Origin of the sequence: Pseudodesulfovibrio nedwellii, assembly GCF_027923765.1 — a bacterium.
Taxonomy (GTDB): domain Bacteria; phylum Desulfobacterota; class Desulfovibrionia; order Desulfovibrionales; family Desulfovibrionaceae; genus Pseudodesulfovibrio; species Pseudodesulfovibrio nedwellii.
Map to the genome: position 1 here is coordinate 2682093 of NZ_AP026709.1, position 21328 is coordinate 2703420.

Below are 21328 nucleotides of genomic sequence, written 5' to 3' on the forward strand. Positions count from 1 at the left end.
TATATAGAATTGAGCATTGTAGGGTTTTCATCTAGAGTCCTGCAATCAAGACGTTAATTTTTTTCATCAATCATAGAAGGAGACTCCCATGAGTACCATCGTCGGCGTTTGGGCGCGTGAAATCCTCGATTCTCGCGGCAACCCCACCATCGAATGCGAAGTTTTGTTGGAATCCGGCGTCATTGGCCGGGCAGCCGTGCCTTCTGGCGCATCTACCGGAACCCGTGAGGCCCTTGAACTGCGTGACAAGGAAGAGCGTTATAACGGTAAAGGCGTGCAGCAGGCCGTCGAGAACGTGCGCGGTGAAATTGCCGGTGCCGTTATCGGCATGGATGCCGTGCGTCAGGTTTCGCTCGACTACGCACTTATTGATCTGGACGGTACCGAGAACAAGGATCGCCTTGGCGCCAACGCCATGCTCGGCGTTTCCATGGCTGTCGCTCGTGCAGGCGCTCGTTTTCTGGGTCTGCCCCTGTACCAGCACCTTGGTGGTATGAACGCCAAGCTGTTGCCTGTTCCCCTTATGAATATCATTAACGGTGGCGAACATGCTCCGAATAACCTGGATATTCAGGAATTCATGATTATGCCTGTTGGCGCAGAGACGTTTGCCGAGGCCCTGCGCATGGGTGCCGAAGTCTTCCACAATCTCAAGACTATTCTGTCCAAGGACGGTCACGTTACCTCTGTTGGTGATGAGGGTGGTTTTGCTCCGAACCTGAAGTCTCACGCTGAGGCCTTTCAGTATATTACCCGCGCTTGTGAAGCCGCAGGGTACGAACCCGGCAAGCAAATCGGTTTCGCCATTGATGCCGCCGCTTCCGAGTTCTACAAGGATGGAAAGTACGTTCTGGCCGGTGAGAACAAGACCTTTTCTTCCGCTGAGCTGGTCGATTTCTACGATGACCTTGCCTCTCAGTTCCCGCTTATTTCCATCGAAGATGGTTTTGCTGAATCTGATTGGGACGGCTTTGCCCTCCAGACCGACAAGATGGGCGAGCGTATTCAGCTTGTGGGCGACGACCTGTTTGTTACCAACCCGGACATTCTGGCCGAAGGTATCGACAAAGGTGTTTGCAACTCCATCCTGATCAAGCTTAATCAGATTGGTACTGTGACCGAGACTTTGGACACCATTGAGCTTGCTAAGTGCGCCAGCTACACCAACGTAGTTTCCCACCGTTCTGGTGAGACCGGCGATCATTTTATCGCCGACTTGGCTGTTGGTGTAAATGCCGGACAGATCAAGACCGGCTCTTTGTGCCGTTCGGATCGTCTGGAAAAATACAACCAGCTTTTGCGCATTGAAGAAGAACTTGGCGATGACGGTATCTATTATGGTCCCGTTCTCGGTGGAAGTTTCTTCGACGAGTAGAAGAACGCATCACATAACGGGCCGCTCATATGGGCGGCCCTTTTTTTTACCCGGAGGTTTGAATGAAGAAATCGCTGTGTTCTCTGCTTACACTGACTTTTCTGCTTCTTGCTGCCAATGCCTTTGCCGGTGATATCCCGGATATGAAAGGGACCTGGGTTTGCGATGCAACGGTTGTGGCGAGTGTGGAGCGGGGGATTTATGAAAATCAGTCAGCTAAAAGTACTCTTGTTATCGAAGAGCAACAGGGCCGTGTTTTTACGGGGCATAAAACGTGGGTCGTGAAAGGAAAAATCTTTACCGAAAAAATTGTGGGCGGCATCGCCTCGGACGGTGAAATTTATATTTCTGAAGAGAATGACGGCCAGATTTTGGGCGACCTCAACAAACGTGGCGATTCATTTGTGGTTTTTTATGTGGAGAGCGGTTCCACGGCCAAGGTCGTTGAATTGACATACAAGAAGGCTCAATAGCCGTCCTCATATATCCAAGCAATGAAAAGGGCACTTCCATATGAAGTGCCCTTTTTTTATGTTGGAACGGCGACCTCGGGCCTGACGTATCGGTGTCTGTACTTCATGAAGAAGAATATAGACATTCCAACTGCCGCGATTTCTGACATGGGCACGGAGAGCCAGACTCCGGTTAGACCGAATAGTGGCGGCAGAAGTACGATGAATCCCAGAGTGAAGACAAAGGATTTCAGAAAGGAAATGAGTGCGGATATCTTGCCGTTGTTTACGGAAGTGAAGAATCCCGAGGCGAGAATACTGACGCCTTCGAGTAGGAAGCTGAAAGCGAAGATTGCCAGTGCGCCTTCGGCAATGGCTATTACGGCCTGTTCGTCCTTGGCAAAGAGTCTGATGATGTCACTTCCGTAGAATATGGCAACGAGGAATGAGAGAATGGATGCCCCCACCATGATCAGTGCCGACGTGCGAACCAGTTCTCTGATCTTGGCGAAGTTACGTCTCCCATAGTTGAAGCTTATGGCTGGGGATACCCCGATGCTCAGGCCGATATGTACCGAAGACAGGAGATAGTATGTGTACATCATGATGGAGAGTGCGGCCACGCCGTATTCACCAGCATAGGAGAGTACAACGTAGTTGAAAACAAGCGTCTTCACGCCTGCCGATAGTTCAGACACCATCTCGGATGATCCATTGACCATGGCATTTCTCAGAAATCGGAAATCCATGGTGGGGCGTGCAAAACGGAGCATCCGCGCCTTGAAAATGAAATAGTAGATGCCGATGGCAACGGCAACGGCGATGCCTGCGCTGGAGGCGAGACCTGCCCCGCTGATTCCCATGTCGAACTTGGCGATGAGGATATAGTCTAACGTAGCATTGGTCAGTCCTGCACCAACGGTGGTGCAGAATGCCCAGCCGGGGCTGCCGTCCAGACGCATGAAATATTCGACGGTCACTTGCAGTATGACCGCACCTAATCCATAGATGATCGCGTTTAGATAGCTTATGCAATAGGGCAGAAGCTTGTCGGTTGCCCCGAGAAGAAGTGCTACTCTGTCAGTGCCCATTCCCTTGACCAGAAGAATGATCCCCACCATCAGGAAGAGAAGCACGCTAACGGTTAACGTGAAGTGTGCGAAGGCTTTTTCCGATTGTTGCTTACCGAGTTCAATGCCGATGATGGCGCTGGCTCCGGCGGCAAACATGACGCCTACTCCAAAAGTGAGGCAGAAAAGGGGCATGACGATATTGACCGAGGCCATGGCGAGAGGTCCGGCGTACCGTGCGATAAACAGGGCGTCCACGATCGTGTACAGCGAGATCGAAATCATGCTGAGCACGGACGGAGTGACAAACTTAGCGTAATCCAGTGCGGACCACTTTTTGCTGAAAAACTGTTCCATCAAATCTATTCCTTGAAAGGGTATTTTTTCTTTCTTGAATGGAGCATGGTGTATATAGTAACTATAGGGTCAAGCAAAAAAGGCAGAAAGTTATGAAAATCAGATTTTCCACGGGCGAAATGGCAAAACATTTTGGCATCTCAAAGCAGACACTTATATATTACGATACAATAGGGCTTTTCAGGCCACGGTGGACAAATGAGGAAACCGGATATCGATCCTATTCCATCGAACAAAATGAGATACTGGATACGATTCTTGCGTTGAAAAATCTTGGTATGCCGCTCAAGAAAATTCGTGATTATTTGAATCTGCCAACAATTGAAGAGCGCATTTGTTTGCTTGAGAAGCAGGAGGAGCGCATTAAGAATAAAATTAAAGTCATCACCAGAGCGAGGAAACGGGTCAATTCCATGCTTGCCGCATTCAGAGATCGTTCGAAAATTGTTCCTTTCGAGATGGGGGTCAAGCGGGTGGAGCAGAGAAGTCTGTTCAGCGAATCTGTTAGCGAGCCGTATGACCTATATCAATTGGAAATAGCTATTAAGCGGCTACTTGAAAGAACGCAGGTACGGGGAGATACCGATTTGCATGAATTCATGGGGGTGGTGGATGCCCCTGCTGTAAATGTGCGGTTATTCATGAAAGTAGGACAATATGTGAAGTCCGGCGGCAATGATCGCCTTGAAGCCGGGGATTATGCCTATATATACCATAAAGGATCGTACGATACGGTTTATCTTTCACAAAAGAAGCTTGAGAATTTTATGGAAGAGATGGGACTTGAAAAAGTCGGGTTGATTTATGAAAATATCATGTTGGATTATTTGGCTGTGTCCAATGAAGATGAGTATCTTATTGAAGTGATGGTGCCTGTTGTTCGGCGGAGTTCTTGAATTTCGGTGTGTTGTCGTATTGTAATGGCAGAGCACGTTGTCTGTTGTTCTTCTGTATATCGGGTATGACAGGAATATGTGTGTTGCATAGTTCGGCCTTTTTCTTTAGGTAGCGGCCAATGCCTGCGAAAATCCGCCAGGGGTGGTTGGCTTTGAAGCAGCAAAATTTCATGTGATCCTGAAAGCCGTGGAGGCAAAACGATGATTCTTCTGGACGGTAAGGAAACAGCGGCAACTATACGAGCCGAGATCAGAGAGGAAGTGGACGGACTGGGCGGCAAGTATGGTCGTAAACCCGGACTGGCCGTAGTGTTGGTGGGCGAAGATCCGGCCAGCCAGGTGTATGTACGGAACAAGGAACGGGCTTGTACGGACTGTGGTATCGAATCCATCCCGCATCGCCTTGATTCAGCCAGTCAGCATGAGCTGGAAGGTTTGATTCAGGAGTTGAACCGTGATGTGAATGTGGACGGTATCCTTGTGCAGCTTCCCCTGCCCGAAGGGCTGGACTCCCAGAAAATTTTGGATCTTATCGACCCGGATAAGGATGTCGATGGATTTCATCCGGTCAATGTGGGCAAGATGTCCCTCGGTTTGCCCGGTTTCAAACCGTGTACTCCTGCCGGTGTCATCAATCTTTTGAAACGGTATGACCTGGACCCGGCCTGCAAGAAAGCCGTGGTTATCGGCCGTTCCAATATCGTGGGCAAACCGCTTGCCATGATGTTGTCCCAGAGCGGTCCGTGCGCTAACGCAACAGTCACGCTGTGTCATTCGCGCACGCAGGACCTCAAGGCCGAGTGCCTGGAAGCCGATTTCGTGTTCGCAGCCATTGGCAAACCCAACTTCGTGACCGCCGATATGGTCAAGGAAGGGGCTGTCGTGGTGGATGTTGGTATCAATCGTACCGACGAAGGTCTGGCAGGGGATTGCGATTTCGAATCCCTCAAGGATAAGGTCCACGCAATGACGCCAGTACCCGGTGGTGTCGGTCCCATGACCATTGCTCAGTTGATGGTTAACACGCTGGAAGCTTTTAAGATGCACGTTGGCGCATAGCGCAAACAACGACAAATCAGTCTGTAAAACGGGCCGGTATATCCGGTCCGTTTTTTTTGTTTATGAGATGTAAAGATACTCGTCGAACGTCCGATAAGACCTGTATGCAAATTCAAGCTGCCCATATGAATTACAGCTTCATGGAGAAGTTGAAAGCACGACAAAGCCAGGGGGAAAACCTTGGTGCTGCCGGAGCTTTGCTTGAGAATCAACCCGGAATGCGTCTTGGGCAGATGGCAGACATCAACCCTGCGAAAGACGGACTGACGCCTGCACGTAAAGCTTTGGCCAATGCTCCGGGACAAGCGGATAAGTTACCGGAATCTTTCTCGGAGACTCTGGGTGAAGTTTTTGCCAATGAGATCGTCCGGCGCATGGATGATACAGCCGGCGAAGATGGGCAGCCCAAGGACCCGTCTGATCTGCGTGATTCCCTTGCATCCACCATGGACTGGATTCGTGAACGGTTCGGCGACGAAACCGCTGCAGCCGCGTCAGGCATGATTTTTCAATCCACATCTTCCGGCGTTACTGAAGATACTTTGGGCGAGGGGCTGCTCAATACCCTCAAGTTCATTGATCGCAATTTCGGATTTGCCGCCGGTGACGCTGCTATTGCCAACTTCAACAGCGGTATTAATTCTTCCATTAACGGGTTCTTTGATAACGGCAAGCAGGAATTGTTTTTTGCGGTAGATTCTCCGCCGCAGGACGGGCCGAGTGCCACACAGGACCTTACCGCACGTGTTGTCGTGCAGGCGCTTCAGGCGGGGATTGTCGACGATGATGCGGAAGATCCGCTGACAGGTGTTCTCGACGACCTCAAGGAAGAACTCAACAAGATCGCAGAGCTTCAGGATTTGACATCAAAGCTTGAAGCGAAGTTTAACCCGACTGCGGCCAACACCGAAGCTGCACACGCCGCGTATCAGGCCCAGCCCGGATTCAGTGAGCCGCAGTTCACCAGTCTCACCGTATAAAATATTTCGTTTGACCCCATGAAGCCGGCCCGAAAGAGTCGGCTTTTTTGCGTTTTTTTTCGCCCATGATGGTGAATTCCATTGAAGGGGTTGAGTTCGCAGTGCGCATACCAGATAGTGGTGTTTTAAAAAGGTTGGGTATGCGCCTAATTCTCTTGACATGGAAAGCTAAAAGCATAGTCTCCGCCCCATGAACTTCCTGACTCCTGGCATGCGATACATGCTCCTCGGAACTTTTCTTTTTTCCCTCGGATCGCTCAGCGTCAAGCTGGCGGGCATGCGTGTGCCAACGACGGAAATATTGTTTGTTCGCGGGATTATTGGCGTGGGGTTGTGCTGGTATATTTTACGTCGAGCTGGTGTTGGCGTGTTTGGTCAGCGTAAGTTAGCTCTTTTCTTTCGCGGTCTGCTCGGTTTTACATCAATGCTGGCGGAATTTTATACCATTGTTCATCTGCCGTTGGCGGATGCATTGGTCCTGTTGTTTTCACATCCGATAGTGGTGGCGCTTCTGGGGTGGGTCGTTCTGCGAGAACGTTTGTCAAAGGGCAGCATGGTCGCAGTTTTGATATCTCTTGTCGGCGTGACTGTGGTCTGTCGTCCCGGTGTCCTGTTTGGGACGGGAAATTCCATGGACCCGTTCTTGTTGGGTGTGGCCCTGTTGGCTGTGCTTTTAACTTCCGTAGCCATCTTGACCGTGCGTAGTCTGGCAAAGACCGAACATCCGGCAGTCGTGATGTTTTATCCTCCGCTGTTTATCGCATTGCTTGCGCCGATATTTTATGGTGAATGGGTCGTGCCGACAATGAGCGAGTGGTTCATGATACTTGGGGTGGCTGTGTTTATGAATATGGGACAGTATTACATGACCCGTGGATATGCTATTGAGTCGGCCGCTCGTATCAGCGGGGTTTCCAGTCTGGAGATCGTGTTTGCCGCCATGTGGGGTATGATGTTTCTTGGGGAGATACCGGATGTCTGGACCGTACTTGGTGGGTCGCTTATTGTCTTCGGCACACTTGTTTTGGGTAAGTGCGGAAGAAAGGAAATGCTTACTCCGCCGCAGGGGCCGTCAGCTTGAGGACGGTTCGCTGATTGATCTTGAGTTCCTTTAAGTCTTTGCCCCAGTATTTTTCAATCAACTCGTCCATGAGGCCGCTCTTTTGTGCTTTGATAAGTCCGTTTCGAATGATGGGCTCAAGGTGTCTGGCAGACGGATGCAAGAAGAACCAGAAATCACTGTCATAGGAGAAAAGAAGGGTGGATTCGACTTCGACGTCTTGTTTTTCTTTTATTTCATTCAGTATTTCACCGACCCCTCGTGACAGGTAGTCCACATTCCGATCCTGACTGGCAACCATTGGGTATAATGCACGCCAATCACCATCTTTTTCCATGAATTTTAGCGAGTTTTTCCGCCAGACTTGCACATCATACCAACCTTTGCCAAAGCCGCCAACCTTGCCGAGTTGTTTGAATTGTTGAAGGTTTTCAATATGAGAATATATTTGTGCCTGCCCCTTGGGAATAACCAGAATTCGTTTGCCGATGAGATCTTTCGTAAGATCTACTCTTACGGGGACAAGGGGGAGTTCTTGGGTTTTAGCTTTATGAAACCATCGAATGTCAGTCTCGCCTGATAGAAACATTTCCATACTACGTTTTAATGGGACGACACCTAGTGATTGCAGGGTGACAGTATATCCGGCATCTTCAAGGGAATGGGTCAGCAATTCGTGAAAATACTGATGATTACCAGTGGGGAGTTCCGTGACACGGATGGTGATATTTTCTGCCCATGACGAACAGGGCAGCATGCATACAATGATAAGGGCTGCAAATAAACGGATCAACATAATGATCAGAATTTTTCGAAAATTTGGAGAAGTTCTTCGTCGACATCGTCTGGTTCATTTGCATTGAGTGTGACTAAGCGATGTAGGAAGGTGAAGCTCAGTTCATCCATTTCCTTGAACGCCATGGCCGATTCAGCCTTGCCATGACGGACTATTTCTCCATCTACCACGATACGGATTCCGGGCGACAGCGGCAGGTGTAACTCGCAATGCGTTCCGGGTGCACAATCTTCACATCCGGTCAGAAGTGCGCCCTTGAGACTGATGTTCTTGGTACCCACGGGAATGACAACATCCCCGATGCTGACGTAGGCTTCGAATCCTGCGGCGACGCGTGTACTGCGGCGTTTGTTCTTGGACATAGTGTGTCCCCCCTAAGGAATTGATAGCATGAATTTATATGTATCTCAAAGAAAAGGGCCGGGATGCATACGCATCCCGGCCCTGATAAGAACGTATCCCGGCAGGCCTAGTCGTATTTGACTGAGCTGATCTGCATGAGGGTTTCCCAGTTGTGGATGGCTTCCACGTAGCGGATAGTGCCTGTTTTGCCGCGCATGACCAGGGAAGAGGTCTCTGCGCCATGACCGTGGTAGGTGACACCTTTCAGGAAGGTGCCGCCGGAGATGCCAGTGGCAGCGAAGAACAGGTCTTCGGATTTGACCAGATCAGACACGGTCAGCACACGACGAACGTCCATGCCGAATTCGGCCAGCGCGTTCTTTTCCGTCTGCTTCTGCGGGTCGAGTTTGGCGAACATCTCACCGCCCATGATACGGATGGCGATGGCGGAAAGCACTCCTTCTGGGGTGCCGCCGGTGCCCATCATGACATCGACTTCGCAGCGCGGATCAATGGCCATGAGAGAAGCGGTGATGTCGCCGTCACTGTGCAACTGGATGCGTGCGCCAGCTTCACGGATCTCGGAGATCAGTTTTTTGTGGCGTGGTTTGTCCAGAACAAAGACGACCAGATCGTCCACATCCTTGTCCAATGCGCGAGCAATGAGTTTCAGGTTGTGGCCAGTGGGAGCTTCGATGTCTACTACGTCTTTGGCCTGAGAAGGCACGACGAGTTTTTGCATGTAGTAGCTCGGGCCTGGATCGAACATGGATCCGGCAGGGGCCACGCCGACAACTGCAATGGCATTGGGACGGCCATTGGCGAGCAGGTTGGTGCCTTCCAGCGGATCAACAGCGATGTCGACCTTGGGGCCTTGTCCCAGTCCGAGTTTTTCACCGGCGTAGAGCATGGGAGCATCGTCCTTCTCGCCCTCACCGATCATTACACGGCCTTGTATTTCCAATGTATTGAAGCTCAGGCGCATGGCATCGACAGCCGCTTGGTCTGCGGAAATCTTGTCACCTTTACCAAGCCAACGGGCGCAGGCTAATGCTGCTGCCTCAGTGACGCGGACCAGGTCCAATGCGAGGTTTTTTTGTGGGGCTTCCATGTGATACTCCTAGTATTTCTCTCGAATCATTCGGGCAAAGTTTTCGGGGGTGAACCCGTATTTGTCGGACAGGATCTTGCCGGGGGCGCTGGCACCGAAATGGTCCAGGCCGAGGACGACACCGTTCAGGCCGACGTATTTATACCACAGGGGAGTGCGACCGGCTTCCGCTGCAGCGCGAGCCGTGACTTCCGGGGGCAACACTTCATTTTTATACGATTCGGGCTGATCGTCAAACAATTTGGTGGAAGGCATGGAGACCACGCGTACCTTGCGTTTGAGCACCTTGGCTGTTTCCAGACACAGGGCGACTTCGGAGCCGGAACCAATCAGGATAAGATCAGGGGTGCCGTCGCAGTCCTTGAGGACATAGCCACCCTTGCGGGGGCCATCGGTCACAGCCGGATATTCGGCGGGATCGAGAACGGGCAGACCCTGACGGGTCAGGAATATAGTGGACGGCATTTCTTCCTGCGTAATGGCGATATCCAGGCAGACCGCGGTCTCCATGGCATCGGCTGGACGCAGGTCGATGAGATCCGGGATCAGACGCAGGGAACTGACGTGCTCGATGGGCTGATGAGTCGGACCGTCTTCACCGACCCAGAAAGAATCGTGGGTGAAGACATATAATACCGGCAGTTTTTGCAGTGCAGACATGCGGATGGCATTGCGACAGTAATCGGCAAAGGTCAGGAACGTTGCGCCGAAAGGCATCAGGCCGCCGTGCAACTGTAAACCGTTCATGATGGCAGCCATGGGGAATTCGCGGACGCCGAAGGCAAGGTTACGGGAACCGTATCCGGTTACACCAAAGTCGCCGTAGGTATCGCGGAAGTGCTGCGTTTGGTTGGACGGATCGAGGTCGGCAGAACCTCCTACCAGTGTGGGCAGGGATTCCATGACTGAATTCAGGCAAGCACCCCATGCCTTGCGGGTGGCCATGGTTTCACCGGGGGTGAACTCGGGCCAGTCGATTTTGCGCTCGGAGCGCGGCATGGTGACTTCTTTCCACATGGAGGCAAATTCGGGATCGCCCAGTTTTTCGTCGACCACTGCCTGCCAGTCGGCAGCGTTTTTGCGCAGACCGTCAAAGCGGGATTGGAAGTTGGCAACCACGTCCTCAGGGACATAAAAGTTCTCGGCGGGCAGGCCGAGTTTTTCTTTGGTGGCTGAAATTTCCTCTGTGGACAGCGGGGAGCCGTGAGTCTTGTGACTGCCTTCCATGGTGGCGCAGCCTTTTGCCATGGTGGTGTGACCGATGATCAGGGTGGGCTTGCCCGTTTCGAGCTGGCCTTCTTTGATGGCGGCGCGGATTTCGTCCTGATTGTGGCCGTCCACTTCCAGAACCTGCCAGCACATGCCTTCAAAGACCTTGCGGTGATCGGTACAATCAACTTGGCTACAGGGGCTTGCGAGCTGAATCTTGTTGGAATCATAGTAGATGATGAGTTTACCAAGACCCCACAGACCGGCCAGAGACGCGGCACCAAGAGCTACTGGTTCCTGAATGTCTCCGTCGCAGGACACAGCGTAGGTGTAATGGTCCATGACATCGCTACCAAGCTTGTCGCGCAGGTGCGCTTCGGCGGCGGCAAAGCCTACGGATACTGCGAAACCCTGACCCAGCGGACCGGATGTGGCTTCCACGCCCGGAGTCTCGTTCACTTCGGGATGGCCGGGAGTACGTGAACCGAGCTGGCGGAATTCCTTGAGGTCGTCAAGGCTGAGCAGGCCGTTCAGGTGCAGCAGGCTGTAAAGCAGCATGGACTCGTGTCCGGCGGCCATGATGAAGCGGTCCCGGTTGAACCATTTGGTGTCATCCGGGTTGGTGTTCAGGAACTCGGAGAACAGGATAGTGGCATAGTCTGAGGAGGACATTGCGCCGCCTGGATGGCCTGAATTGGCCTTGGCAACGCCGTCCATGATCAACCCTTTGACCACGGCGATGGTCTTGTCCGTCATCTGTGTCATCTTAATATACCCTTTCTAAAAGTTGTTATTGGGAAACTGTGTCGATGAGATCGATGCGCCGCTGGTGTCGATCACCACCGAACTCTGTTTCCAGAAAATCTTTGAGAATCCCCAGGGCCAACCCCTGGCCGGTGACGCGTTCTCCGAGACAGAGGACGCGTGCATCATTGTGCTCGCGGGCCATGCGAGCGAGAAATTCGTTGGTGCAGAGGGCTGCACGGACGCCCATACGATTGGCGGTCATGGTCATGCCCTGACCGGTTCCGCAGATGAGCACGCCGAGCTTTGTGTCGTCTGCCTTAACTTTTTTGCAGACTTTGGCCGCAAAGAGCGGATAGTCGCAGGAGTCCAGGCAGTCCGGTCCCTCATCCTCCACCGTATACCCCCATTCCTTGAGAGTCTTGATGAACAGGGCTTTGAGATTGAAGCCCCCGTGGTCGGAGCCGATGACGATGGTTTTGCTCACAGCATTTTCCCCTTTGCTGTTCGGTGACAAGGCAATAATGCCCGTCTGTTTTCGAACAGCCCTTAACCTTGATTGTTGTCGTGCAGGTCCTTCATGCGCTCTTCACGGTCGCCTGCTAATTCGCTCTTGAGGGTGGCAATTTCTTCTTTCAGAAAAGCGATCTGCTTGAGGCAGAGCTCCTTTTCGGCCTTTTTCCCTCTGGGCTCCTCGGCGATACGTCCGAGCATGCCATATTCCCGATCCAATTCTTTTTCAAGCCTTCTCACCTCAAAGCGGCTGAGCTGGGAACGGATCAACCATTTCATTTCAGCTACCCAGGTCTTGAGTCCAAGCAAAAAGATTTCCGTGACGGATTCATTTTGGGTATTCTTGTCCATTATTTATCCTCGTACACTACAGGGATTTCCCCGTTTTTTTGGTTATGATAGCCATTGTCCAGCCGAATGGGAGTAATTCCGTTCGGTAGAATCAGGTTCAGCGACTTGGCAGGCCATGCCGCAATCATAAGCTCACGGGACTTTATGTGCAAGACGCCCTTCTCTCCGTTGTCCAGAGCCAGGGTTATCTTGTCGGGGAGCGGAGCCACATCGGACGTGCTTTCTTCGAATCGGTTGATTTCGAGCAGCCATTTGTGGGCGTTTTCGTATGACTTGGTTGTTCTGCCTTCGACGCGAACAGGGCGGCCCACCACGTCCAGCGTGATGGAAGAGATCAGCCCGTTGTCAAAAGTGAAAATGTATCCACCCTGTGAAGAGGTTACTCGGTCTGCAGTGGTATATCGTTTAGGGGCCAGCCCGGAGAAATCACCGACCAGAACATTGCCCAGTTCGGATAGGGAAAATGGGAAGGGCATGCCCAGACGGGTTGCTCCCAACACCGGGCTTATATGGGTATAGGCTTCCTCATCCGAGGGATAGAAAACCAGTAGCCCGTTGTCGTCTTCACGGATGTGCGCCAGAAGTTTGCCGATGGATGCGGCTACGTCCAGACGCATGGCTCCGTCAAAATTGCCCCACATGGTCATGATGGTTCGGTTGGTGCGTTTGCGGGGTTTGATGCGGGTGTAATAGAGACTTGCCTTAACCTTCATGCCTGCGGCTTTGGGTGAAACGCAATAGTGCCGCCTGAAGGATTTCCAAGCGGCGTCTGGGGTGGACATGATTGTGCCGGGCGGGGTTTTCGGCGTGCAACCGAATGCCATGACCAGCAACAGGGCGACCGCTGATGTCGCCAAAGGCTTCAACAGGGTCTGACAAATCATAGGTTTTTCAGCTTCTTTTTGATTGCGTCAGTGTCGGAGTGTCCGAATTTGAGGGCGTAGTTATAGCCCTTGCGAGCTTCTTTGATCTTGCCTGCGGCAACAGCGATGTCGCCATAGTGCTCCCAAATGGTCGGGTCCGTGTCTGCGACATCGACGGCGTAACGGACATATTCCCACGCCTTGTCGATATTTCCTTTCTTGAAGTGGACCCAAGCGACGGAATCAAGGATGTACCCGTTTTCTGGGTCAAGGGCAGATGCCTTGGTGACCAGCACCAGAGCCCGGTCCAGTTCGCGGTTCTCTTCGGCCAGCGTATAGCCGACATAATTCAGGGCATTGGCGTGATCCGGGTGGGACCGAACCACGATTTCCATCAGGGCTAACCCTTCGACTCGTTTGCCCATGGCTTCATAAGTCATGGCCAGTTCATAGGTCAGTTCTGGGTCGTTTTTCAGTCGGGCAAGCCCTTGTTTCAGTGCGCGCTCGGACCTGGTCAGATCCCCGCTGTGTTTGTGCAGGGTTGATTCAAGGATGTAGAAAATGGGTGCGTCGGGATACAGTTCCTTGCCTTTGATCGCGATCTCAAGAGCTTGTTTTTCTTTGCCTTGAAGGCTGAAAATTTGGGCTTTGAATCGTAAAGCATGTGGGTAGAGTCGGTCAGTTTTTGCGACCTTATCGAGATATTCAAGCGCCTTGTCCGGGTCGTTCTCGCCTTCGTCAGCGATGACGGCCTTGTAGAAATAATATTCTGCTGGGGTCGTTCCGTCCGATGTCAGCATATCCAGAGCCGTGGACCCCTGAGCGAAGAAATCGTCATTGATGAACATGAGTACCGCGTCCAGAATGAAGCTTTTGGAGGGCGGACCGTCCAGCGTCAACTGTAACGCTTTGGCCGGATTGTTCAATTTGAGGTTGAGATTGATGAGCCGAAGCCGAGCCTCGGGGAAGGAGCCGTTTTGTTCCAGTATTGAGGTATAGATTTTTTCGGCGGAGACGTAATCTTTGGCCAGTTCGTATTGGAAGGCCAGTTCAACCAGAGCTTCCGTGAACTCTGGGTCCATGGCAACAGCCTTTTTCAGGCTGGCAATGGCTGATTTACGCATGCCGAGGTTCCCTTGGACGCGTCCCATGATGTAAATGGCATCGGCGCTGCGTTCTTTTTCGGGAATCTGTTTGAGAACATCGAGGGCCTGGGCATCTTTGCCTGCGTCCATGAGCATCTGGCCGAGCCGTTCACGGGCTTGAACGTCTTCAGGGCGTTTGGCTAGATATTCATTCATGACATTGATGGCGTCCTCCACACGGTTATCCGCAATGTAGGAGTTGGCCAGATAGATGGTCAGCATTTGATCATCCGGGAAGAGTGCCAGTCCTTCCTTGAGCGTTGCACGGGAGCGGCTTGTTCCTTCCGGGTGATTCCAGAACAGGCCCGCCTTTTCCAGATATAATTCAGGAGAAGGTTCCACGGTCAGAATACGGTCAAGGGCTTCAACTGCATTGATATGAAGTTGGTTGGCTTGTTCGTCGGTCAGCGTACTCCGTTTGCCTTGGGTCACATGTCGTTGCAGCTGCTGCATTTGATCCCGGTACAGGAGATAGTCGTAGTTCAGTTGCGCGGATTGGCTCAGTGGCCGGTCCGTTGCGGGCATTGTCGAAGTTCTCTTCTGGGCGCAACCGGTGAGGGCCAAAAATGCGAGAAGCATTAAGGCTGCCATCGTTGCGTGAAATTCAATCCGGTGCGTGTGTGTCATCCGTTTATCCCGGTTGGAGCGGTCAAAGCACGATTAATTCTGCTTGACTACCCAGTCCTTGGAAAAGTCTTTAATTCTGCCGGTCATGTGCTCGCGGATTTTTGCCAGTAATCTGGCTTCAATCTGTCGCACCCGTTCCCGTGTAACGCCGAATCGTTCACCGATTTCACGCAGAGTCACGGGGTCCTCGGAAAGCAGCCTGTCATCAAGGATGGTTGCTTCTTTTTCATTGAGGGTAGGCCGGATTTCCTTGAGGTTGTCCAGCAGGAGGTCCACAATCTGATTGTTGGCGATAGATTCTTCGACGCCCGGTCCCAAAGATGGCAGAAAGTCCATCTTGGTGGCATCGGAGTCTTCACCCAAAGGTGTGTTCAACGACATGTCATTCTTGGACAGACGTTGGTCCATTTCGACGATCTCGGCTTCGGAAACGCCAAGTCGTTCACTCAGGACTTCGGTTGTCGGATCGAATCCCATGGTCTGAAGGCGTTGCCGTTCCTTGTTCAGATTGTAAAACAGTTTACGCTGAGTCTGGGTGGTCCCGATTTTGACCATCCGCCAGTTGTCCATGATATATTTCAGGATGTAGGCTTTGACCCAAAATGCAGCGTAATAGGAAAATTTGATGCCTTTTTCAGGGTCGAATTTGGTTACGGCTTTGAGCAGGCCTACATTGCCTTCCTGAATAAGATCCAGCCCGTTCTGCATCCAGCGTCGCTGGAAGTCCATGGCGATTTTGACCACCAGTCGAAGGTGAGAAGAGACGAGCTGGAATGCGGCATCCTGATCGTTTTCTTCCTGTACGCGTTTGGCGAGCGCATATTCTTCTTCCGGTTCCAACATGGGGAATCGGGCTATTTCCTTGAGATAAAGCTGCAAAGGATCCCGAACCCTGACCTCCTTGGAAGAGGGCATCGGGACAAATGCGGGGAGCTTCGACTCCAGCCCTGCGGCTTTGGCCGGGGCATTGATGGGGACAGCATTCGGCTTTGGTGTATCGAGGTCCTTTTCTTCAAGGTCTACGATTTCCGGCTCGACTGCGGTCTTTGTCTCTTGTGATGTCATGCTATATTTTGTGTGGGTGATTGTTGGACCCAGTTCAATACTTAATATAAAGAGCGAAAAAGGGACACTATAGATTTTATTTGACCTTATCAATGTTTTTCGGGAAGGCCGACTATGTGCAAATCCTTGCCTTTTCTTGCATCCAGCGTATCTCTCTCGGTGAGAAAACGCTTGATTTTTCGTGTTTTCATAGCTATATCGAGATATCTTGATATAAGAATACACCCTCTGCCAAGAGTGGCGATCAAAGCCCGAGGCAGGTCATACGGAGGATAGAGTGCCCGATTTCAGGTCCATACTTGACGACGACAGGATATATTTCTTTGACGGTGGTTACGGCACCTTGCTGCAAGGCAGGGGGCTTCCGGCTGGGCTTTCTCCCGAATTGTGGGGGTTAAAGGAGCCTGATGTTATCCGTGGTGTGCATCAGGATTACCTGGATGCCGGTGCGAATGTTCTGACAACCAATACCTTTGGCGGCTCCCGGCCTAAGCTTGGTCTTGATGCTGATCCGTATGAGCTGAACAAGGCCATGACCCGGATCGCTCGAGAAGTGGCCGGAGACACTGCCTTTGTCGCCGCATCCATCGGACCTACCGGTCATTTTGTGCAGCCGCTCGGTGACATGACTTTCCGTGAATTGGTGGACATATACAAAGAGCAGATCAAAGGGTGTGTTGACGGCGGTGCCGACCTCATCCTTGGTGAAACGCATTTCGATCTGGCAGAGGCTCGGGCCGTGGTTATCGCCACTCGTCTGGTCTGCGATTTACCAGTGGCCATGTCCATGACATTTGAAGGGCCAGCTTCCTTGACCGGTACTTCGCCGCTGACATTCGTGGATACTATGCAGAATATGGGCGTGGAGCTTATTGGTACCAACTGTTCCGCCGGTCCCGAGCAGATGCACGAAACCCTGCGTTCCTGGCAGTGCCGATTGGAGACCCCGACCTTTGCCGAGGCCAATGCGGGACTTCCCGAATTGGACGACGATGGCAACACCTCTTTCCGCCTGCCGCCCGAGCCATTTGCTGAACAGGCTGTCGGATTTGTGGATCTCGGTGCAAAATTTATCGGTGGTTGCTGTGGCACTACCCCCGACCATATCCGTGCCCTGCGAATCAAGGTGGGGGACGCCTCGTGGAAACGGCCGCAAAAAATGGACAACGCCCAGATGGTGCTGACCTCCCGTTCTATTTCCGTGCCTATTGGTTTTGATCATCCCGGTGTGATCATCGGTGAACGAATCAATCCCACTGGCAAAAAGCAGCTTATCGCGGAATTGCAGGAAGGAGTGTTTACCGAAGCCCATCGGTTTGCCACCGAACAAATTGAACTCGGTGCACCTGTGCTCGACGTCAACGTGGGTGCGCCCATGGTGAATGAAGTTGAGTTGCTGCCTGAGCTTGTCACTTCCCTTGTTGGTCGGTTCACCACGCCGCTGTCCATCGATTCTAATGACCCCAAAGCCGTTGAAGCCGGCTTGTGGAATTACCCTGGTTCACCGTTGGTTAATTCCATCTCCGGTGAACCCGGCAAGATGGAAGAACTCGGTCCCCTGTGTAAACTCTTTGGCGCTCCGTTCATCCTTTTGCCTATTGTGGGCAACAAATTGCCGGTCACTGCCAAAGAGCGGCTGGTTGTTATCGCTGATCTTTTGGCTCAGGCCGATAACCTAGGTATACCGCGCCGTTTGATTATGGTGGACGCGCTTGCTTTGACCGTTTCTTCTAAGCCCGAAGCAGCCCGTCATTCCCTTGATGTCATGCGTCACTGCCGTGACGAATGGGGATTGCCAACTACCATCGGGTTGTCGAACATTTCCTTCGGGTTGCCTGCTCGTGAATTGCTCAATTCAACTTTCCTGAGCATTTCCATGGTGTCGGGATTATGTTCATTTATATCCAATCCGAACTCAGAGCGTATTCAAGAGGCGTTGCATACTACCGAGGTCTTGCTTAATCGCGATCCGCAGGCCGAGCGGTATATCGAGAAGTTCTCCGATTGGACCGGCGGCGGTGGTGCTGCCCAATCAGGGTCTGCTCCTGCCAAAGGTGATGATACACAAGGCCTGTCTCCTGTGCAGGCTGCCGTGATCAAAGGTAATAAGGACGGCATTCTTACTCTCGTAGATGTCGAACTTGAAGCGGGCATCAAAGCTATGGATATCGTCAATGACATGCTCATTCCCGGTATTCTTATCGTCGGTGATAAATATGAAAATAAGGAATATTTTCTGCCGCAGCTTTTGCAGTCCGCCGAGACTATGCAGAACGCTTTCAAGCGTCTTCAACCGTTGCTCGAAGAGGACGGCGATGCAGGCGAAAAGCCTGTTGTCATTATGGCCACTGTTGAAGGTGATATTCACGACATCGGCAAGAACATCGTCTGTTTGATGCTCAAGAACTATGGGTTTGACGTTGTTGATCTCGGTAAAGATGTGTCTGCCGACAAGATCGTTGACGCTGCCGAGGAAAATGACGCAGCCATTATCGGATTGTCTGCGCTTATGACCACGACCATGGTGCGCATGGAAGACACTGTGAAGCTTGTTGAAGAGCGTGGTCTCAAGGCCAAGGTCATCATCGGCGGGGCTGTTGTTACCGAGAAGTTCTGTAATGCCATCGGTGCGGCCGGCTGGTCCACCGACGCTGTCTCCGCCGTCAAGCTGGCACAAAGATTGACGCAATAAAAGATGTCTCTGACGGCTGGGTGAAGGGGAAGAAAAACCCTTTCGAGAAAGGTCCTTTTTTCCCCTTTCACCCAGTCCTTTATCCCCTTCTTTTTCCGAAGCTTTTTATGGGCGCCTTTGCGCCTGTTTGCAAAAAATGAATAGAGTACATCTATTTAATTTCATTTCGTTATCGGTCATTTGCCGATGAGAGGTGTGCTTCTTTGCGTTCTGTGTCGGCAAGTGCTAGGACATCTGCGGCTGACAGGCATTCCTGCGGCCCAAAAAATAGAGGGGTTGCTCGCCCCGGAGATGAATTATGCACAACGACGAGACTCAAGAATTTCTGGCTTCGCTTCCCGAGTTGGAAGAGGGCAAGACATATTGTTTTAAATGTTATCCCGGCATTGAATGTTTCAATGCCTGTTGTAGCGATCTGGACATGATCCTGACGCCGTATGACATTCTGCGTATGCGTGGGGCATTAAATATGTCCAGCATCGAATTTTTGCGCGTATACACCACCGGACACCATGCCCCGGATACCAACTTCCCGGTGTTCAAGTTTCGTATGACCGATGATAAGGCTCGGACTTGTGCCTTTGTTTCGGACAAGGGCTGCCGTATTTACAATGATCGTCCTGGCGCATGCCGCATGTACCCATTGGGTCGTGCCACCAAGCCCGACGGGAAGGGTGGCGTGTCCGAGCAGTTCTTCGTCGTCAAGGAAGATCACTGTAAGGGCTTCTTGGAAAAAGACGAATGGACCGGCAATTCATGGAAGGAAGACCAAGGTTTTCAAGAGTATACCGCGCACAATGATCGGTACATGTACATCTTGTCCCGTATCAAGCAGGAAAGCCATCCCGTATCCGAGAAAATGAGCCATATGGCCGTTCTGGCGTTGTACAAAGTCGACGAGTTTCAGCGGTTCATTACGAAAATGCGTCTTTTTGAACGCGTTGAGGTGGACGAAAAGCGTCAAAAAGCGATATTGGAAAATGAACATGTTGCCTTGGCTTTTGCCATGGATTGGTTTGAGCTCATGCTCTTCCATGATAGCAGCAAACTTAAGATCAAGGGAGTGACGCCGCGTGGGCCTGCCTGTAAATCCTAAACTCATGTCCATCCGTACTTTCTTGAAAAAGAAGGCGGAGTTCATGCCCGGCCACAAGCTGGTCTTTACCAATGGTTGCTTCGACGTGCTGCACTCTGGTCATGTTGATTTGCTGACACGTACCCGTGCGCTTGGTGATTCTCTGGTTCTCGGTCTCAACTCCGATGAATCTGTCAAGATGCTTGGCAAGGGGGATGATCGTCCTTTGAATAATCAGGATGATCGTGCGTTTGTCTTGGCCGGACTGACATGCGTGGATTACGTCGTCATTTTTCATGAATCCACGCCGCTTGAGTTGATCAAGGCGTGTCGTCCGCAGGTTCTCGTCAAGGGTGGCGATTGGCCCGTGAATACAATCGTGGGCGCAGATGTTGTGGAAAAAGCGGGTGGTGAAGTGCACAGCCTTCCCTTGCTTGAAGGATATTCGACAACGGACTTTCTTGAGAAGGTCCGAAACAGTTAATTGGTAGTTATGCAGAAATTTAAATTAGTCAGCATGGTCAAAGCCGCGGGTTGAGCGGCTAAGATCGCTCCAGGGGACCTGGAGATAGCACTTTCCGGACTGAATGTCCGACACGATGACCGCGTTATTGCAGGAGGCCCTGGCGATAACGAGGACGCTGCTATTGTGTCTTTCCCCGCTGGCAAGGCACTTGTACAGACCGTGGATTTCTTTACGCCGGTCGTCAATGATCCGTACCAGTTCGGACGCATTGCCGCAGCCAACGCTCTTTCTGATGTCTACGCCATGGGAGGCGAACCCTGGACGGCCATGAACATCGTTTGTTTTCCTTCGGATAAATTGCCGTTGGAAGTGCTGACGGCCATCCTCCAGGGAGGACAGGATGCCGTGGACGAGGCAGGGGCTATCGCTGCCGGTGGTCACAGCGTGGATGACGATGAAATTAAATTTGGAATGGCCGTGTCTGGCATTGTGGACCCGAACTGTTTCGCATCAAATCGGGGCGTTGAACCCGGCGATGAACTGATTTTGACCAAGCCTATCGGGACTGGAGTACTGGCAACGGCGGTCAAAGGCGAAATGCCGGGTTACGAGCCGATGGAAGCCATTTTGTATGAAACCTGCGGTCGGCTTAACAAGACGGGTGGCGCGGTTATTCGGGAATTCGGTGTGAAAGGTGCAACCGATATTACCGGCTTTGGTCTTGGTGGTCATCTGCTTGAATTGGCTGAGGCGAGTAACGTTCGTTTGGAATTGCGTATGAAGAATGTTCCGCTGTTGCCAGGAGCTTTGGAGATGGCCTCCATGGGAATGTTGCCTGCCGGGTCCATTTGCAACCGTAAATATTATTTGCCCAAAGTGGATGTTGCCGAAGGGCTGGATCCCATTCATTTTGATTTGATGTTCGATGCCCAGACCTCGGGCGGTCTTCTTTTGGCAGTCAAGCCGGATCAGCTCGATCAGGCTATGAACATGCTTATTCATGCCGGTGACGTTGCTGCCCATGTCGGCAGGGCTTATGCTATTTCTCCCGGCCAGGCCTCATTGGCAATTCTTTGATTT

Annotated in this window: 20 protein-coding genes; 10 read left to right on the top strand and 10 right to left on the bottom strand. The window is 51.8% G+C overall.

Going from position 1 to position 21328, the window contains the following annotated elements:
* Nucleotides 1-88: 88 nt before the first annotated feature.
* On the top strand, nucleotides 89-1375 hold the full coding sequence (gene eno / locus SYK_RS12550; protein ID WP_281760613.1) for a phosphopyruvate hydratase: 1287 nt from the start codon (nucleotides 89-91) through the stop codon (nucleotides 1373-1375).
* Between the two features lie 62 nt (nucleotides 1376-1437).
* Nucleotides 1438-1848 (top strand): hypothetical protein, encoded by a 411-nt coding sequence (locus SYK_RS12555; RefSeq protein WP_281760614.1) that lies wholly within the window; start codon nucleotides 1438-1440, stop codon nucleotides 1846-1848.
* Nucleotides 1849-1904: 56 nt separating this feature from the next.
* Here the strand turns inward: SYK_RS12555 and SYK_RS12560 are convergent, their stop codons facing one another.
* On the bottom strand, nucleotides 1905-3254 hold the full coding sequence (locus tag SYK_RS12560; protein ID WP_281760615.1) for an MATE family efflux transporter: 1350 nt from the start codon (nucleotides 3252-3254) through the stop codon (nucleotides 1905-1907).
* A 92-nt stretch (nucleotides 3255-3346) separates the two neighbouring features.
* Between SYK_RS12560 and SYK_RS12565 the strand changes: the two genes are divergently transcribed.
* From SYK_RS12565 to SYK_RS12580, 4 genes are all read left to right on the top strand, one after another.
* On the top strand, nucleotides 3347-4150 hold the full coding sequence (locus SYK_RS12565; RefSeq protein WP_281760616.1) for a MerR family transcriptional regulator: 804 nt from the start codon (nucleotides 3347-3349) through the stop codon (nucleotides 4148-4150).
* A 201-nt stretch (nucleotides 4151-4351) separates the two neighbouring features.
* Nucleotides 4352-5209: a bifunctional methylenetetrahydrofolate dehydrogenase/methenyltetrahydrofolate cyclohydrolase FolD gene (gene folD, locus SYK_RS12570; RefSeq protein ID WP_281760617.1), complete on the top strand. Its 858-nt coding sequence runs from the start codon at nucleotides 4352-4354 to the stop codon at nucleotides 5207-5209.
* Nucleotides 5210-5349: 140 nt separating this feature from the next.
* Nucleotides 5350-6189 (top strand): hypothetical protein, encoded by an 840-nt coding sequence (locus SYK_RS12575; RefSeq protein ID WP_281760618.1) that lies wholly within the window; start codon nucleotides 5350-5352, stop codon nucleotides 6187-6189.
* A 190-nt stretch (nucleotides 6190-6379) separates the two neighbouring features.
* Nucleotides 6380-7270 carry a DMT family transporter gene (locus tag SYK_RS12580; RefSeq protein ID WP_281760619.1) on the top strand — a complete coding sequence of 297 codons (891 nt, stop codon included), beginning with the start codon at nucleotides 6380-6382 and terminating at the stop codon, nucleotides 7268-7270.
* On the opposite strand, the gene SYK_RS12585 is transcribed toward SYK_RS12580, so the two are convergent.
* The 9 genes from SYK_RS12585 to SYK_RS12625 form a co-directional block, all read right to left on the bottom strand.
* Entirely contained in the window at nucleotides 7242-8045 is an 804-nt protein-coding gene (locus SYK_RS12585) for a hypothetical protein (protein WP_281760620.1), read from the bottom strand. The genes SYK_RS12580 and SYK_RS12585 overlap by 29 nt on opposite strands.
* A 5-nt stretch (nucleotides 8046-8050) precedes the next feature.
* Nucleotides 8051-8407: a PilZ domain-containing protein gene (locus SYK_RS12590; RefSeq protein WP_281760621.1), complete on the bottom strand. Its 357-nt coding sequence runs from the start codon at nucleotides 8405-8407 to the stop codon at nucleotides 8051-8053.
* Nucleotides 8408-8514: 107 nt separating this feature from the next.
* Nucleotides 8515-9498 carry a class II fructose-bisphosphatase gene (gene glpX / locus SYK_RS12595; RefSeq protein WP_281760622.1) on the bottom strand — a complete coding sequence of 328 codons (984 nt, stop codon included), beginning with the start codon at nucleotides 9496-9498 and terminating at the stop codon, nucleotides 8515-8517.
* Between the two features lie 9 nt (nucleotides 9499-9507).
* Nucleotides 9508-11472, bottom strand: a complete 1965-nt coding sequence (gene tkt / locus SYK_RS12600) for a transketolase (protein ID WP_281760623.1) — start codon at nucleotides 11470-11472, stop codon at nucleotides 9508-9510.
* A 25-nt stretch (nucleotides 11473-11497) separates the two neighbouring features.
* Nucleotides 11498-11938 (bottom strand): ribose 5-phosphate isomerase B, encoded by a 441-nt coding sequence (gene rpiB / locus SYK_RS12605; RefSeq protein ID WP_281760624.1) that lies wholly within the window; start codon nucleotides 11936-11938, stop codon nucleotides 11498-11500.
* 62 nt (nucleotides 11939-12000) lie between these two features.
* The gene (locus SYK_RS12610; protein WP_281760625.1) at nucleotides 12001-12315 is read right to left on the bottom strand and encodes a hypothetical protein; all 315 of its coding nucleotides are present in this window, start codon (nucleotides 12313-12315) and stop codon (nucleotides 12001-12003) included.
* Entirely contained in the window at nucleotides 12315-13199 is an 885-nt protein-coding gene (locus SYK_RS12615) for a hypothetical protein (RefSeq protein WP_281760626.1), read from the bottom strand. The genes SYK_RS12610 and SYK_RS12615 overlap by 1 nt, the downstream gene beginning before the upstream one ends.
* Nucleotides 13196-14914 carry a tetratricopeptide repeat protein gene (locus SYK_RS12620; protein WP_281760627.1) on the bottom strand — a complete coding sequence of 573 codons (1719 nt, stop codon included), beginning with the start codon at nucleotides 14912-14914 and terminating at the stop codon, nucleotides 13196-13198. Before SYK_RS12620 ends, SYK_RS12615 begins: the two co-directional genes overlap by 4 nt.
* 69 nt (nucleotides 14915-14983) lie before the next feature.
* Entirely contained in the window at nucleotides 14984-16015 is a 1032-nt protein-coding gene (locus tag SYK_RS12625; protein WP_281760628.1) for a sigma-70 family RNA polymerase sigma factor, read from the bottom strand.
* Between the two features lie 277 nt (nucleotides 16016-16292).
* Here SYK_RS12625 and SYK_RS12630 point away from each other — a divergent pair, with 277 nt between their 5' ends.
* The 4 genes from SYK_RS12630 (at nucleotide 16293) to selD (ending at nucleotide 21325) form a co-directional block, all read left to right on the top strand.
* On the top strand, nucleotides 16293-18707 hold the full coding sequence (locus tag SYK_RS12630; RefSeq protein ID WP_281760629.1) for a homocysteine S-methyltransferase family protein: 2415 nt from the start codon (nucleotides 16293-16295) through the stop codon (nucleotides 18705-18707).
* Between the two features lie 298 nt (nucleotides 18708-19005).
* Nucleotides 19006-19803 carry a YkgJ family cysteine cluster protein gene (locus tag SYK_RS12635; RefSeq protein WP_281760630.1) on the top strand — a complete coding sequence of 266 codons (798 nt, stop codon included), beginning with the start codon at nucleotides 19006-19008 and terminating at the stop codon, nucleotides 19801-19803.
* The gene (rfaE2, locus tag SYK_RS12640) at nucleotides 19781-20266 is read left to right on the top strand and encodes a D-glycero-beta-D-manno-heptose 1-phosphate adenylyltransferase (protein WP_281760631.1); all 486 of its coding nucleotides are present in this window, start codon (nucleotides 19781-19783) and stop codon (nucleotides 20264-20266) included. Before SYK_RS12635 ends, rfaE2 begins: the two co-directional genes overlap by 23 nt.
* A gap of 9 nt (nucleotides 20267-20275) precedes the next feature.
* The gene (gene selD / locus SYK_RS12645) at nucleotides 20276-21325 is read left to right on the top strand and encodes a selenide, water dikinase SelD (RefSeq protein ID WP_281760632.1); all 1050 of its coding nucleotides are present in this window, start codon (nucleotides 20276-20278) and stop codon (nucleotides 21323-21325) included.
* Nucleotides 21326-21328: the final 3 nt, after the last annotated feature.

What these genes read in the sequence shown, in the direction of transcription:
- eno (WP_281760613.1), top strand. Translation starts at nt 89, where the DNA reads ATGAGTACCATCGTCGGCGTTTGGGCGCGTGAAATCCTCGATTCTCGC.
- SYK_RS12555 (WP_281760614.1), top strand. Translation starts at nt 1,438, where the DNA reads ATGAAGAAATCGCTGTGTTCTCTGCTTACACTGACTTTTCTGCTTCTT.
- SYK_RS12560 (WP_281760615.1), bottom strand. Translation starts at nt 3,254, where the DNA reads ATGGAACAGTTTTTCAGCAAAAAGTGGTCCGCACTGGATTACGCTAAG.
- SYK_RS12565 (WP_281760616.1), top strand. Translation starts at nt 3,347, where the DNA reads ATGAAAATCAGATTTTCCACGGGCGAAATGGCAAAACATTTTGGCATC.
- folD (WP_281760617.1), top strand. Translation starts at nt 4,352, where the DNA reads ATGATTCTTCTGGACGGTAAGGAAACAGCGGCAACTATACGAGCCGAG.
- SYK_RS12575 (WP_281760618.1), top strand. Translation starts at nt 5,350, where the DNA reads ATGGAGAAGTTGAAAGCACGACAAAGCCAGGGGGAAAACCTTGGTGCT.
- SYK_RS12580 (WP_281760619.1), top strand. Translation starts at nt 6,380, where the DNA reads ATGAACTTCCTGACTCCTGGCATGCGATACATGCTCCTCGGAACTTTT.
- SYK_RS12585 (WP_281760620.1), bottom strand. Translation starts at nt 8,045, where the DNA reads ATGTTGATCCGTTTATTTGCAGCCCTTATCATTGTATGCATGCTGCCC.
- SYK_RS12590 (WP_281760621.1), bottom strand. Translation starts at nt 8,407, where the DNA reads ATGTCCAAGAACAAACGCCGCAGTACACGCGTCGCCGCAGGATTCGAA.
- glpX (WP_281760622.1), bottom strand. Translation starts at nt 9,498, where the DNA reads ATGGAAGCCCCACAAAAAAACCTCGCATTGGACCTGGTCCGCGTCACT.
- tkt (WP_281760623.1), bottom strand. Translation starts at nt 11,472, where the DNA reads ATGACACAGATGACGGACAAGACCATCGCCGTGGTCAAAGGGTTGATC.
- SYK_RS12610 (WP_281760625.1), bottom strand. Translation starts at nt 12,315, where the DNA reads ATGGACAAGAATACCCAAAATGAATCCGTCACGGAAATCTTTTTGCTT.
- SYK_RS12615 (WP_281760626.1), bottom strand. Translation starts at nt 13,199, where the DNA reads ATGATTTGTCAGACCCTGTTGAAGCCTTTGGCGACATCAGCGGTCGCC.
- SYK_RS12620 (WP_281760627.1), bottom strand. Translation starts at nt 14,914, where the DNA reads ATGGCAGCCTTAATGCTTCTCGCATTTTTGGCCCTCACCGGTTGCGCC.
- SYK_RS12625 (WP_281760628.1), bottom strand. Translation starts at nt 16,015, where the DNA reads ATGACATCACAAGAGACAAAGACCGCAGTCGAGCCGGAAATCGTAGAC.
- SYK_RS12635 (WP_281760630.1), top strand. Translation starts at nt 19,006, where the DNA reads ATGCACAACGACGAGACTCAAGAATTTCTGGCTTCGCTTCCCGAGTTG.